11 protein-coding genes are annotated in these 13,745 nt (G+C 73.4%); 3 read left to right on the top strand and 8 right to left on the bottom strand.

All coding sequences use genetic code 11. From position 1 onward, the window contains the following. Positions 1–65 precede the first annotated feature (65 nt). The 7 genes from ACXN5W_RS08825 to ACXN5W_RS08855 are packed head-to-tail and all read right to left on the bottom strand — an operon-like array spanning position 66 to position 6,646. Positions 66–416 (bottom strand): 4Fe-4S binding protein, encoded by a 351-nt coding sequence (locus ACXN5W_RS08825; RefSeq protein WP_473157684.1) that lies wholly within the window; start codon positions 414–416, stop codon positions 66–68. Then, entirely contained in the window at positions 413–1,993 is a 1,581-nt protein-coding gene (locus ACXN5W_RS08830; protein ID WP_473157685.1) for an FAD-binding protein, read from the bottom strand. Before ACXN5W_RS08830 ends, ACXN5W_RS08825 begins: the two co-directional genes overlap by 4 nt. Continuing rightward, on the bottom strand, positions 1,990–2,982 hold the full coding sequence (locus tag ACXN5W_RS08835) for an ABC transporter substrate-binding protein (RefSeq protein ID WP_473157686.1): 993 nt from the start codon (positions 2,980–2,982) through the stop codon (positions 1,990–1,992). The genes ACXN5W_RS08830 and ACXN5W_RS08835 overlap by 4 nt, the downstream gene beginning before the upstream one ends. Beyond that, positions 2,979–3,341, bottom strand: coding sequence for a 4Fe-4S binding protein (locus ACXN5W_RS08840; protein WP_473157687.1), 363 nt, complete (start codon positions 3,339–3,341; stop codon positions 2,979–2,981). The genes ACXN5W_RS08835 and ACXN5W_RS08840 overlap by 4 nt, the downstream gene beginning before the upstream one ends. Then, a complete protein-coding gene (locus ACXN5W_RS08845; RefSeq protein WP_473157688.1) occupies positions 3,338–4,954 on the bottom strand; it encodes an FAD-dependent oxidoreductase in 1,617 nt (538 codons plus the stop codon). The genes ACXN5W_RS08840 and ACXN5W_RS08845 overlap by 4 nt, the downstream gene beginning before the upstream one ends. Further along, positions 4,951–5,706: an ABC transporter ATP-binding protein gene (locus ACXN5W_RS08850; RefSeq protein WP_473157689.1), complete on the bottom strand. Its 756-nt coding sequence runs from the start codon at positions 5,704–5,706 to the stop codon at positions 4,951–4,953. Before ACXN5W_RS08850 ends, ACXN5W_RS08845 begins: the two co-directional genes overlap by 4 nt. Before the next feature lies 1 nt (position 5,707). After that, positions 5,708–6,646 (bottom strand): ABC transporter permease, encoded by a 939-nt coding sequence (locus ACXN5W_RS08855; protein ID WP_473157690.1) that lies wholly within the window; start codon positions 6,644–6,646, stop codon positions 5,708–5,710. A gap of 761 nt (positions 6,647–7,407) precedes the next feature. On the opposite strand from ACXN5W_RS08855, the gene ACXN5W_RS08860 reads away from it, so the two are divergent. Together ACXN5W_RS08860 and ACXN5W_RS08865 are read left to right on the top strand one after the other, a co-directional pair. After that, positions 7,408–8,964 carry a cellulase family glycosylhydrolase gene (locus ACXN5W_RS08860; RefSeq protein WP_473157691.1) on the top strand — a complete coding sequence of 519 codons (1,557 nt, stop codon included), beginning with the start codon at positions 7,408–7,410 and terminating at the stop codon, positions 8,962–8,964. Between the two features lie 237 nt (positions 8,965–9,201). Next, positions 9,202–9,732, top strand: coding sequence for a DUF4240 domain-containing protein (locus ACXN5W_RS08865; protein WP_473157692.1), 531 nt, complete (start codon positions 9,202–9,204; stop codon positions 9,730–9,732). 104 nt (positions 9,733–9,836) lie between these two features. Here ACXN5W_RS08865 and ACXN5W_RS08870 read toward each other — a convergent pair whose 3' ends face one another. After that, positions 9,837–11,273 carry a hypothetical protein gene (locus ACXN5W_RS08870; protein WP_473157693.1) on the bottom strand — a complete coding sequence of 479 codons (1,437 nt, stop codon included), beginning with the start codon at positions 11,271–11,273 and terminating at the stop codon, positions 9,837–9,839. A 128-nt stretch (positions 11,274–11,401) separates the two neighbouring features. On the opposite strand from ACXN5W_RS08870, the gene ACXN5W_RS08875 reads away from it, so the two are divergent. Continuing rightward, on the top strand, positions 11,402–13,684 hold the full coding sequence (locus ACXN5W_RS08875; protein WP_473157694.1) for a DUF4153 domain-containing protein: 2,283 nt from the start codon (positions 11,402–11,404) through the stop codon (positions 13,682–13,684). Positions 13,685–13,745 lie beyond the last annotated feature (61 nt).

The raw sequence follows: 13,745 nt of genomic DNA on the forward strand, positions 1-13,745 counted from the left end.
GGCCCGATGGTGCCGCGTACCTGGCCGGCTCGACGGTGCCGCGCTCGGGGCCGGCCGGTCGGCGGCTACGCCTGGCCGGCGACCCGGGAGGTGAAGATGTGGTTGGTGTCCAGCCGGCTCCCGGGCGTCCGGCCCTGGCCCCAACCGATCGCCCGCCGGTACGCGCCGAACGCGCCGGCGGCGGCCAGCGCGTCCTCGTCGGTGTACGGCGAGCCCGCCGGCGCCGGGCCGGACAGCGGTGCGACGAACAGCGCGTCCGTCGGGCAGTACGCCTCACACATGAAGCAGGTCTGGCAGTCGCCCTGCCGGGCGATCACCGGCACCCCGTCGGCACCCCGGTCGAACACGTCCGTCGGGCACACCCGGATACACAGGTCACAGCTCACGCAGCGGGTCGGGGAGACCACCTCGATCATGCCGGCACCGCCGTCCGCTCGGGCGCCGTCCACACCCGGTCCAGGCCGCCGCTGTGGATCCGGTGCGTGAACGCCGGGTCGCCGGCCGGCGCGTCGTCGCGCCGGTGCATGCCGCGCGACTCGGTCCGGGCCAGCGCACTGCGGTACATCCAGCGGGCGTGTGCCGTCATCGCCGCGGCCTGCCGGGCCCGCAGCGCGTCCCGGCCGCCGCCGGTCAGCCCCGCCGCGGTCACCGTCCACACGTCGTCCAACCGGCTCAGCGAGTCGACCAGCCCGGTCGCGGTGCGGAAGTAGTTGCGGGACAGCGGGATCACCTCCGCCCGGACCGCGTCGACCACCTCGTCGGCCCGTACCCCGCCGGGACGCCCGGTGGGGCGCAGGCCGGCCCGCCCGGCCGGGGCGAGGTGCCGGGGCGCCGGATGCGCGCGGCCGTACCGGGCCGCCGCCGCGCCGGCCCAACTGCCCGAGGAGATCGCCCAGGCCGCGTTGTAGCTGCCACCGCCGCTGATCGCCCCGGTCACCGGCTCCCGGGTCGCCACGTCGCCGGCGGCGTACAGGCCGGGGATACCGGTGGCGCAGTCGGTGCCGGCCAGCCGCAGACCACCGGTGCCCCGTACCGTGCCCTCCAGCACGAACCGCACCGGGTACGCCTGGGTGAACGGATCGATCCCGGCCTTGTCCAGGGGCAGGAAGTAGTTCGGTTGGGCGAGGCGGGCCAGCGGACGCAGTTCCTCGGGTGCCCGGTCCAGCCGGGCGAAGATCTGTTCGCCGGCCGCCGCCCGCCGGGCCAGCTCGACCCGACCGGTCAACCCGTCCGCCGGGATCGGCCGGCCGGCCGCGTCGTGGTACGTGGCGAACTGCATCATCAGCCCCTTGGTGTGGTTGCCGTACGCGGGCGACAGCGCGTACGCGCAGGAGAACTCCATGCCGGAGAACGCCGCGCCCACCTCGGCCGCCATCAGGTGCCCGTCGCCGGTGTCCACGTTCAGGCCGAACGCCCCGGACAGGAACGCGCAGCCGCCGGTGGCCAGGACCACCGCGCCGGCCCGGACCCGCCAGGTCCCCTCCGGTCGCTGGCGGGCGAGGCCGGCCGCCCCGGCGACCGCGCCGTCGGGGCCGACCAGCAGTTCCAGCGCCGGATGGTGGTCCAGCACCCGAACCCCGCTGCGGAGCACCTTCCGGCGCATCCGGCGCAGGTACTCGGGTCCCTGCAACGAGCCGCGTCGCTGCACCCCGTGCTCGTCGACCGGGAACGGGTAACCCCAGTCGGCCAACTGCTCGACCCGGCGCCACGTCTCGTCGAGGACCCGCAGGCTCCAGGCCGGGTCGGTGAGCTGACCGGCGGCGGCGGCCCGGCGCGCGACGGCCCGCTCCCGGTCCGGACCGGGCGGGACGTACCAGAGGTTGTTCCCACCGGCGGCCGCGGCCCCGCTGGTGCCGCAGTAGCCCTTGTCCGCGAGCACCACCCTGGCCCCGGCGGCGGCCGCCGCGACGGCCGCCCAGGTCCCGGCGGGGCCACCGCCCAGCACCAGCACGTCGGCGGTGACCTCGGTCGGCGCGGTCGGGTTCCCGCTCACGGCTGCCGGGCCTCGGGAGCGATCCAGTCGTCGATGCTGAAGTTCCGGGCGACCAGCTTCTGTGCGACCAGGAAGTCCTTGGTGCCGTTGAGCAGCCCCAGTCCGGCATCGGTGAACGGGGTGTCCGGCAACTGGGCGGGCAGCACGGTCCGGGCCACGACATCGGCGCCGAACGGGCCGAGGCCCACGTTGAACGCCAGATAGTCCGGCCAGGCCGCCTTGGCCTGCCGGGTGGCCTCGGCCTGGGCGCTCTGCCAGGCCCGGATGACCGGCGGATGGGCCCGGCGGGCGCTCTCGGTGATCACGGTGGCGCTGGTGCCCAGGTACCGGGGCCGGTTCTTCGAGGCCAGCTCCAGCAGCGGATAGCCCTTGGCCTGGAGGGCGTAGGCATAGTTGGCCGGTACGGCTGCCGCGTCCACGCTGCGTTTCGCCAGTGCCGCCTCGGTGTCGGTGCTGTAGACGTGGACGATCTTCCGTGGCCTGATGCCCAGGTCCGCGATCGTGCCGAGCAGGTACCGGTGGATGTACGAGCCGGTCTGGGTGGCGATCACCTTGTCGTTGAGGTCCCGGAGCGACGTGACACCGCCGGTCACCGTGACGATCCCGGCGTCGTTGCCGACGACCGACTCGGCGATCAACCGGGTGGGCTGGCCCGCGCCCCGGGCCACCAGGGCCGGGGTGTCGCCGTAGCTGGCCAGGTCCAGCTTGCCGCCGACGAGGGCCTGGTTGAGGTCGGGTCCGTTCGGGAACGTGTACACCTCGACCTTCTCGACGTGCGCGGCGGACAGCAGCGGCAGCAGCTTGTCCTGCGAGTGCAGCCAGCCGACCGGCCCGGTGAGCCGGTTCTTGCTGCCGATGGTGCCGATCCGCAGGGTCCAACCGGCGTCCGACGCCCCGCCCGCCGATTCCCCGCCGCAGGCGGAGGTCACCGCGGCGGCGCCACCGAGCAGGGTCAGGGCCAGGACGGACCTTCGGGACAGGCTGTTCATCTCTCGACTTCCTTCGCGGTGGTCGGGTGGGGTGCGAGGCCGGGACCGAGGGCGAGGCGGGCGCCCGGCGTGCGGCCGTGCCCCCAGCCGATGCCCCGGCGGTAGCTGCCGAGCAGGCCGGTGGCCACCAGGTGCTCCTCGTCGCGGAGCGGGTCGCCGTCGGCCAGCGGCCCGGTGTGCGGGGCCACGAACAGGGCGTCCGTCGGGCAGTACGCCTCGCACATGAAGCAGGTCTGGCAGTCGCCCCGCCGGGCGATCACCGGAATCCCGTCGGCGCCCCGGTCGAAGACGTTCGTCGGGCAGGCTTCGACGCAGCGGTCGCAGCTGATGCAGCGGGTGGGTGAGACCAGCTCGATCACGCCGCCACCGCCAGGTCGAGCGGGGTGTGCGGGCGGACCGGATCGGGACCGCTCCACACCTGGTCGAGCCCGCCGACCAGCAGGCGGTGCCGGTACGTCGGGTCCGGCGTGGGGAGGTCCAGCCGCTTGTGCATGCCCCGGGTCTCCGGCCGGGCCAGCGCCGCGGTGTACATCCAGCGGGCGTGGGCCAGCATCGCGGCGGCCTGGCGGGACCACAGGGCGTCGATCCCGGTGCCCCGCAGCGTCTCTCGGCTCGCCCGCCAGGCGTCGTCGAGCACGGCCAGCGAGTCCGCCAGCACCGGCCCGCGCCGCAGGTAGTTCCGGTCGTACGGGTGGGTGTACGCCTGCACGGTGCGTACCAGGTCCCGGTGGTCGGTCCCGCCGGGGGTCGCGGTCGGGCGCAGCCCGGCCCCGCCGGTCGGCACCAGCCGGCGCCGGTGTGCCAGCGGCCCGAGGCTCCGGGCGTGCGCGGCGGCGGCCCGGCCCGCCCAGGTGCCCGAGGACATCGCCCAGGCCGAGTTGTGCGAGCCGCCGCCGGTGAACCCGCCGCAGATCAGCTCGCGGGTCGCCGCGTCACCGGCCACGTACAGCCCGGCGATCCCGGTGGAGCAGTCCGCGTCGGCCACCCGGATCCCGCCGGTGCCCCGTACGGTGCCCTCCAGCAGCAGGGTGACGGGGAACCGCTGGGTGAACGGGTCGATCCGCATCCGGTCGAACGGCAGGAAGAAGTTCGGCTGGCCGAGCCGCATCGCCGCCCGCACCTGCGGGTCGGCCCGATCGAGGGTGCAGTACACCCGCCCGTCCAGCAGCGCCTTCGCGATCACCGACCGGCCGCGCTGACTGCCGGCGCCCTCCAGCACCGAACCGTCCTCGCGGTAGAAGGTCGCGTACGTGTAGTAGGCGGTCTTGGTCACCGAGGAGAACTCCGGGGCGAGCGCGTAGGCGTTGGAGAACTCCATCCCGGACAGTTCCGCGCCGACCTCGGCCGCCATCAGCGCGCCGTCGCCGGTGTTCACGTCGCAGCCCAGCGCCCGGGACAGGAACGCGCAGCCGCCGGTGGCCAGTACGACGGCACCGGCCCGGACCCGGTAGTCCTGGCCGAGTTGGCGGCGGTGACCGGCGGCCCCGGCCACCGTGCCGGTGCCGGTCCGCCCGCCGGTGGTCAGCAGCTCCAGCACGGGACTGTGGTCCAGGATCCGTACGCCGGACCGTTTGAGCCAGGCGCGCATCCGCCGCATGTACTCCGGGCCCTGGAGTCCGCGCCGGACCTCGGTGCCGTCGGGACCGGTCGGGAACGGGTACCGGCCCGCCCCGGCCAGCTCGTTGATGTTCGCGTACGTCTGGTCCAGCACCCGGGCCATCCAGCGCCGGTCGGACAGGTGACCGTTGAGGTTCTCCCGGCTGGCCATGGCGGCCTCCCGGGCCTCGGGCTCGGGCGGGACGTACCACACTCCGGTGCCGGCGGAGGCGGTCGCGCCGCTGGTCCCGCAGTAGCCCTTGTCCGCCAGGATCACGTCGGCGCCGGCCTGCGCCGCCTTCAACGCGGCCCACGCCCCGGCCGGGCCACCGCCCACCACCAGCACGTCGGCCGTCAGGTCCAGGATCTCCGTCATGATTCCTCCTCGGGTACCGCGACCCCCAGCCCGGTCAGCAGCTGCCGGCGCAGCGCGACGAACCGGGGGTGTCCGATGGCTCGGGGTCGGGGCAGGTCCACCTCGACCGACTTGACGATCTGCCCGTCGGCCAGCAGCAGGGCCCGGTCGGCGAGCAGGAGCGCCTCTTCCACGTCATGGGTCACCAGCAGCACGGCCTGGCGATGCTCGGCCCACAGCTGGGCGACCAGCGCCTGGGCCTTGAGCCGGGTCAGCGCGTCGAGCGCGCCGAACGGCTCGTCCAGGAGCAGCAGTTCGGGGGTTCGCACCAGCGCGCGGGCCAGCGCGACCCGCTGCGACTCGCCGCCGGACAGCGTCCCGGGCCAGGCGTCGGCCCGTTCGGCGAGCCCCACCTCGGCCAGCGCGCGGCGGGCCCGCTCCCGGCGGTCGCCGCCGGTGACCCCGAGCGTGACGTTGCGCCAGACCCGCGTCCAGGGCAGCAGACGGTGTTCCTGGAACACGATGGCCTTGCGGGCCGGCACCCGTAGTTCGCCGCTGGCGTCCGGGTCCAGGCCGCCGATGACCCGCAGCAGGGTGGTCTTGCCGCTGCCGCTGGCGCCGAGCAGCGCGACGAACTCGCCGGGTCGGATGTCGAGGTCGACGCCGCGCAGGACCGGACGGCCGTCGAAGGACCGGCGGATGTCCCGGACCCGGACGGCGGACGCCGTGCCGGTGCCGGTCGCCGCCCCGGTAGTGGTGGTGGTGGTGGTCATCTCACGCTCCCGTGAAGCCGCGTCGCCAGGCCAGGAAACGACGTTCCAGGGCCCGGACGAGCAGGTCGGTGGCCAGGCCGAGGAGGGCGTAGATCACCACGACCACGAACATGATGTCGATCCGCAACGCCTCCTTGGCGTCGTTGAGGATCACGCCGAGCCCGGCCGTCGTCGCGGTCTGTTCGGCGACCACCAGGACGATCCAGGCCACGCCCAGCGACTGGCGCAGCCCGACGAAGATCTGCGGCAGCGCGCCGGGCAGGATCACCGTGCGGATCAGCTGCCAGGTGCCCAGCCCGCACGAGCGGGCCGCCTCGACCAGCCGGTTGTCGACGCCGCGGATTCCGCCCAGCACGTTGAGGTAGAGCGGGAACACCGGTGCCACCGAGATCAGGGCGATCTTGCCGGTCTCGCCGAGTCCGAACCAGAGCAGGAAGATCGGCGCCAGTGCCACCGCCGGCAGCATCCGCAGGGCCTGCACCGGTGCGTCGACCAGGTCCTCGCCGGCCCGGGTCAGGCCGGCCACCAGTCCCAGGGCCAGCCCGACGGACAGTCCGACGGACAGGCCCTTGAGCACCCGTTCCAGGGAGAACAGCAGGTTGTCGGCGAGGGTGCCGGACCGGATCAGCTCCAGCGCGGCGTCGGCCACCTGCACGGGCGTGGGCGTCATCGGTCCGAGCAGGCCGCGGGCGGCCACGACCTGCCAGAGCAGGACGATCGTGGCCAGGCCGACCAGCCGGCGTAGTCGCAACAGGAGCCGGCGCCAGCCGGTCCGGGAGCGCTCCGACGGTGCCGTGGCCGGGGTTCGCCGCGCCGTGGCGCGGCGAAACCGGGGCGGGGTCGCCCAGCGGCGCCGGACCGGCGTCGGGGGCGCGGGGCCGGTGCCGGCCGGGTCGTCAGTCCGGGCCGGTCCGGTGGGTACGAGGGTGCGCAGAGCCATCGCGAGGACTCCTCGGAGGTTCGCCGGGTGTGTGTGTTCCCGGGGTGGTGTCGCCGGGTGCTGCCCCGGGGTGTGGTGTCCGGTGTGGATACCGGGCGTCCGCCGGCACGCCCATCGGCCGCTGCGGTGCGGCGGGGTCGTGGTTCGGCGGTGTGCGACCGGGTACCTGCCGCTCCGCTTCGTCGGGGGCGGCGGTGGTCGGGAATGGGGCGGACTGTTTCCGAGTCGGCTCTGCGCCCCGGCCGGGAGGAGGTCGGGCGCCCCCGACCGCGATGGGTGGGGACGGGCTCGGAGTGACGGCGGAAGCCGTCAGGGGAGGGCGGGTGCCGGGGTCAGTCGCGACACAGCGCGCTGCAGACACGTCGGAAGTCGACGTGCCGGCGGATGATTGCCGGGCTCCTCAACATGGGATAAGTACAGGTGAGCGGCCCGATCGGGTCAATACCCGTCTTAGTCGATGGGAATTGTGGGTTACATGCCGGGTGATCGACTCGGACGATTGCGGTGGCTTGCCAATCAACCGGCTTACATCGATACTTCTTGTGGTCTCGTGAGCCGGACGCTGAGGCACAGGGCAGCCTCACGGAAGCGCATGCCCCCGCAGCGACGTTCCGATGGACCCGCGACCCGGCCGGCACCCCCGCCGGCACCGTCGCGCGTCGGTCGCCGACCCGCCACCGTGGACGGTGGCGGCACCGGCCGGCGCGAGGACCGGGTCGCCTGGTCTGGCGGACGATTCTCCAACCAGCAAGGAGAACTCCATGAAACGCATCACCGCCGTTCTGGCCGCCAGCGTGCTGGTGGCCGGCGCGGGAGCGGTGCTGTCCCCCAGCGCCTTCGCGGCAGCGGGCTGTCAGGTGGAATACACCGTCGCCAGCCAGTGGTCGGGCGGCTTCCAGAGCAGCATCAAGATCATAAACCTGGGAGATCCGGTCAGCTCCTGGACCCTGGGTTTCGACTTCGTCGATCCCGCGCAGAAGGTCAACCAGGGTTGGAACGCCACCTGGAGCCAGTCCGGGAAGCACGTCACGGCCGACAGCTACAGCTGGAACGGCAGTCTGGGCACCGGCGCGTCGACGACGCTGGGCCTGCTCGGCTCCTGGTCGGGCACCAACCCCGTGCCCGGCAACTTCAGCGTCAATGGTTGGTTCTGCTACGGAACGCCGCCGAGCAGCCCGCCCCCGTCGAGTCCGCCGCCCAGCAGCCCGCCGCCGAGCAGCCCGCCGCCGAGCAGCCCGCCGCCCAGCAGTCCGCCGCCGAGCAGCCCGCCGCCCAGCAGTCCGCCGCCGGACAACGGTGCGGCGCCGGCGCTGCACGTGTCCGGGAACCGGTTGGTGACAGCGAGCGGGGCGACGTACCGGCTGCTCGGGGTGAACCGCTCCGGCGGCGAGTTCAGCTGCATCCAGGGTTACGGCATGTGGAACGGCCCGATGGACCAGGCGTCGATCGCGGCCATGCGTTCCTGGAAGGTACGGACCGTGCGGGTGCCGCTCAACGAGGAGTGCTGGCTCGGCACCGCCAGCGTGCCCACCGGTGGCACCTCCGGGGCGGCGTACCAGACCGAGGTCAGGAACTACGTGAACCTGCTGATCCAGAACGGGATCACCCCGATCGTGGAGATGCACTGGAACTACGGTCAGTACTCCGGCCAGGGCGCCGGTTGCACGGACGTCAAGGCGACGTGCCAGAAGCCGATGCCGGACGCGCAGTACGCTCCACAGTTCTGGACCGGCGTGGCGAACGCGTTCAAGGGCAACAACGCGGTCATCTTCGACCTGTTCAACGAGCCGTACCCCGACGCGGCGGCGAACTGGGACACCACGGCCGGCTGGAAGTGCTACCGCGACGGCGGCACCTGCACCGGCATCGGCTACCAGGTGGCGGGCTTCCAGACCCTGCTCAACGCGGTCCGCGCCACCGGAGCCACCAACGTGGTCATGATCGGCGGGTTGGCCTGGTCCAACAACATCGCCCAGTGGTTGCAGTACCGGCCCACCGATCCGCAGAACAACCTGATGGCGTTCGCACACGTCTACAACTTCAACTCCTGTATCGACACCACCTGCTGGGACCAGCAGTGGGCACCGGTGGCCGCCCAGGTGCCGCTCACGATCACCGAGATCGGCGAGAACGACTGCGGGCACAACTTCATCGACCGGGTCATGGCCTGGGCGGACGCACACGGCGTCGGCTACCTCGGCTGGACCTGGAACAACTGGGACTGCTCCAGCGGTCCCTCGCTGATCACCGACTACAGCGGCACCCCCACCGCCTTCGGTCAGGGGTTCAAGAACCACCTCGCCACCGTCTCCAACTGACACGACCCGCACCGACGGTGCCCGGGTCCCGCCGCGTCGACCCGCGACGGGACCCGCGCACCGGCACACCGGCACAGGGTCAACCCGCGTACCGGCAGGTCACCCCCGCGTACCGGGAGGGTCACCCCGTACCGGCAGGGGCGCGCCCGCGTACCGGTGGAGCAGCGCGACGGGACGTCCGCCGCACCCGCCGGAGGGGACCGCGTCCGTCGCACCCGGCTGGCATAGTCCAGCACCGTGAACCGAGACCAGTTCTGGCAGTTGATCGACGAGGCCCGGCGTGACGTGCCGGCGGCCAACCCGGAAGAGGTGTCCCGGCGGATGACGCGGCTGCTCGCCGCGCGACCGGCCACCGAGATCATCGCCGCCCACCAGATCCTCTGGGACCTGATGGCCGACTCCTACCGGAGTCCACTGTGGGCAGCCGCCTACCTCATCAACGGCGGATGCTCGGACGACGGTTTCGACTACTTCCGCGGCTGGCTCATCCTGCAGGGTCGGGAGACCTTCGAACGGGTGGTGGCCGACCCGGATTCCCTCGCCGACCTGCCGTACGTCCAGTCGGTCGCCGCCGATGGCACGGACATCGAGCACGAGGCGGCCCTCGGGATGGCGTGGGAGGCGTATCGGGTGGTCAGTGGGGCCGAACTGCCCGATGACTCGATCACGATCGACTATCCGGAGATCGAGTTCGATTTCGACTTCGAGGACGACGAGGAGATGGCCAACCGCCTGCCCCGGCTGGCCGAACTGTTCGACATCGGATGACGCACTGAACTTCGATCACGACCCGCCACCCGGCATGGCATGGCATGGCATGGCATGGCCGATGGATGGCCCGGGCCGGCGCCGGGGCCGGGCCATCCGCGCGGTCACTCTCCCGCGAGGCGGGACAGCACCGCCCGGACCTCCACCGGCGCGCCGGGGCCGCCGCCGGCCCGGGAGGTGTACTCGGGCACACCGACGCAGGTGAACAGCAGGGTCGCCAGGTCCGACTCGGCCAGCAGGCCCGGTACCTCGGAATCCACGAAGGTCATGCCGGTCGCGCTGGCGCCCAGCGCGTACGCGGCCAGGTGCAGGCGGCCCTCGACGAGCCCGGCCGCGAGCTGCGCGGCCCGGTAGCTCCGGTCGTCGAGCCCGGCCAGTGGCGTGGCCGCGATGACCACGAAGGCGGCCTCGGCGGCGAGCGACTGGCCCAGGCAGATCCGCTCCAGCTCGGTCCGCAGGTCGCCCGCGCGTACCGGGCTGGACAGGTCCGGCCAGCGGTAGAGCCCGGGCGGTACGCCGTCGACACCGTGTACGGCGACCCAGTGCGGCACCTCGATCCCGCGCAGCGCGGCGGTGAGCGACCACTCCAGGGTGGCCCGCGGCAACGTCCGGGTCCGGTCCATCCGGCGCTGCGAGCCACGGCGGCGGATGACCCGGTCGAGCGGGTCAGACGGGGGCGCCTCGGCCAGCGGAGCGCCAGCCGGCCAGGGTTCGCCCAGCTCGTCCCGCTCGCCGGCCCGTTGGGCGGCGGTGCACAGCGGGAACTCCTCGGCGGGCAGTTCGCCAACGACCGCCGGCCCGGTGCCCCGGATCGCCGGATCGCCGTCGCCCAGCGACAGCAGCGCCAGCGGATACTCGTGCGTCCCGTCCGCGCCGACCAGGTGACGTAGTGCCGCGTCGGGGAACAGCGAGCGCAGCCGTGGGGCGAGGCCGGCACTCGCCGCTGCCGCCGACAGCTGGGACAGCAGCGTGCCGGCGTCCCAGTACAGGTGCCGCCAGCCGCGCTCGGCGTACCGCCAGCCGGTCCGCCACGGCACCCCGGCCACCACGAGGGTGCTTGCCGTGCCCTCGGCGGCCGGACCCACCCGGACCAGCGCGTGCCGCAGACCGTCGTACCAGTACACGCCGTCCGGAACCCCGGTCACGTCCCGGGTGCTGGCGTAGACCTCCAGCGGGAACCGTCCGCCGGCCGAGCCGGCGGCGCGGAACGGCACCTGACGGCCCTGGCGCTCCGAGGTGCGGACCACACCCGCGCCGAGGAAGAGGATCCGGCCGAGTTGGGCCGCGTCGAGTGGTTGGGGGGCCGCCGCCGCGCCGGCGAGCACAGCCGTGGCCGGAACACCGGGATCGGGAAGGTCACGCGGCAGGTCCAGGATCGTTGCCCCATCCGGGTAGTGCTTCATCGGTGGGGGGAGGGTCGCGGGATCGTTCGGGGTGAGGTCGTGCCGGACCCGGGGGTCGGCGGCGGGCACGTCCCACTCCCGGTTCGGCAGGTACGAGGTGAGCCGGTGGAGCAGCCCGGCGCCCGAGTCGAGATTCACCCCGGCAGCCTGTCACGGGGTGAACACGGGTGTCACGCCGATTGGCCCCATGTCCGAGGCGGGAGGGACGGCACGGAAACCCGGCGGACCGTACAGTGTCCAAACCTTCTGAGCGAGGAGAACTCCCTGTGGTTGAGCCGGAATCGGATCCGTCGCGCCCGGCGTCGACGTCCGGGGCCGAGGGCGGCGAGGTGCCGTACCTGCTGGTCCTGCCCGCCACCGAGGGGACGCCGCCGGGCGTACCGTGGCCGGGGCCGGACGGCGCGCCGGGATGGGCCATCCCGATCCAGATCCCGGCGGGCACCCGGGGATATGCCGTGTTCCTGCCGCTGGTGCCGGCCGGCGCGGCGGTTCCGGCGCCCCGCCAACCGGCTGCCGACCCGACCGCTCCGGTTGTTCCGGCCTCCTCGATTGCCCCGGCCGAGGCGACTGTCCCGACCGCGTTGGGTGTCCCGACCGAGGCGGCTGTCCCGGCCGGTTCGACCTCGCCCGTAGCGTCGGCCCCGCCGCCGGCGGAAGCCTCGCCCACGTCCAGCCCGCCGGCCGATCCGGCCGCGTCGGGGTCGTCCGCGCCCGCTTCGCCGGGCTCCGCCTCGTCGGCAGGGTCGTCCGTGCCCGCTTCGCCGGGCTCCGCCGCGTCGGCACCGGAGTCGGGACCGTCCGAACCGGGGCCCGCCGCGTCGGCCACCGTGCCGCCGTCGGACGGGCCGGCTACCGAGCCCACCGCAGCGGGGCAGCGGAACACACCCGCGCCGGTCGGGCAGCGGAACACGCCCGTCCCGGTCGGGCAGCGGCCCGGGCCGACGCCACCGCCGCCACCGGGCGGACCACCACCGGGTACGCCGAACTGGGGCGGAGCGCCGGTGCTGCCCCCGGGCGGGCCGCAGCGACCGTTCCCGACCCCCGTCACCCGGCCGTCCTTCCTGGACACCCGCTGGCCCGGGCCGACGCCCGGCCGGGGCTGGGCCGTACCGGTGGCGGTTCTCGCCGGCGCCCTGGGCCTGGCGGTCTTCCTCCCGCTCGGCCGGGTCGGCATCGGCTGGTTCCTCGGCGCGCTGACCCTGGTCGCCGGGGTTGTCGTGGCGGTACGGCGGGCGACCACCGGTCTGCCCCGCGCCGAGCGGTGGATCCGGACCGGCTGGACGGTGGCCGCGCTGGCGCTGCTGGCGGTGCTGGCCTTCCGGAACGCCTGGTGGCTGGTGACCTTCTGCGTACTCGGTGCGCTCGGCTGTGCCGCCCTGGCCATCGTGGGCGGCAGGCTGGTCCGGTCGATCCTGTTCAGCGTGGTGGCGGCACCGTTCGCGGCGTTCCGCGGCCTGCCCTGGGTGAGCCGGCACGTTCGGACCACCAGGCGGACCAGCGCGGTACGCCGGATCGGCTGGTCGCTGGCCGTCACCGCGCTCGTGCTGCTCGTCTTCGGCAGCCTGCTGGCGTCGGCCGACGCGGCCTTCTCGGTGCTGCTCGGCGAGCTGGTACCGGACGTCGACACCGGTTCCCTGACCAGCGGCATCTTCCTGCTGATCGTGGGCGCGTTGATCTCCACCGCCGCGGTCTACACGCTGTCCGCCCCGCCCGATCTGTCGACCGTGGACAAGCCCGGCGTACACCGGCTCCGGATCCTGGAATGGGCGCTGCCCATCGCGGCGCTCACCCTGCTGTTCGCCGGCTTCGTCGCGGTGCAGTTCACCGTGCTGTTCGGCGGTGAGCGGCACGTGCTGCGGACCGCCGGCCTGAGCTACGCCGAGTACGCCCGCAGCGGCTTCTGGCAGCTGGTGACGGTCACCCTGCTGACGCTGGCGGTGCTGGGTGGCGTCACCCGGTGGGCGCGTCGGGACCGCCCGGTCGAACGGCTCGTCCTGCGGCTCCTGCTCGGCCTGCTCAGCACGCTGAGCGTGGTGATCGTGGTGTCGGCGCTGTCCCGGATGTACACGTACCAGAAGGTCTACAGCTTCACCGGCGAGCGCATCTTCGTGATGGCGTTCGAGCTGCTGCTCGGGGCCATCTTCCTCATGATCATGGCGGCGGGCCTGCGCTGGCGGGGCGGCTGGATTCCCCGGCTGACCGTCGCGCTCACCGTGCTGATGCTGCTCGGCCTCGCCGTGCTCAACCCCGAGGACTACGCGGCCCGTCGGAACATCGCCCGCTACGAGCAGACCGGCAAGATCGACGCATGGTATCTGCGGGCACTGTCCGCCGACGCCACCCCGGCGCTCGCCGGGCTGCCCGACCCGGTCCGGCGCTGCACCCTGAGCTGGATCCACGACGACCTGGCCGACCCCGACCCGTGGTACGCCTGGAACCTGGGCCGGTCCCGCGCCCGGGCCACCCTCGACCGGCTCGGACCGGGTTCGGTCGGCGGTCCCAAGGACTGCCGGCGGGCCGACCAGTTCGACCTGCCGAAGGGCCGCTGACCGCCAGCGCCGTCGAGTCGGAGGTGGGCAAGAGATAGATAGACGACGATAATCGTCGGTG

This window comes from Plantactinospora sp. A48 (assembly GCF_055793945.1).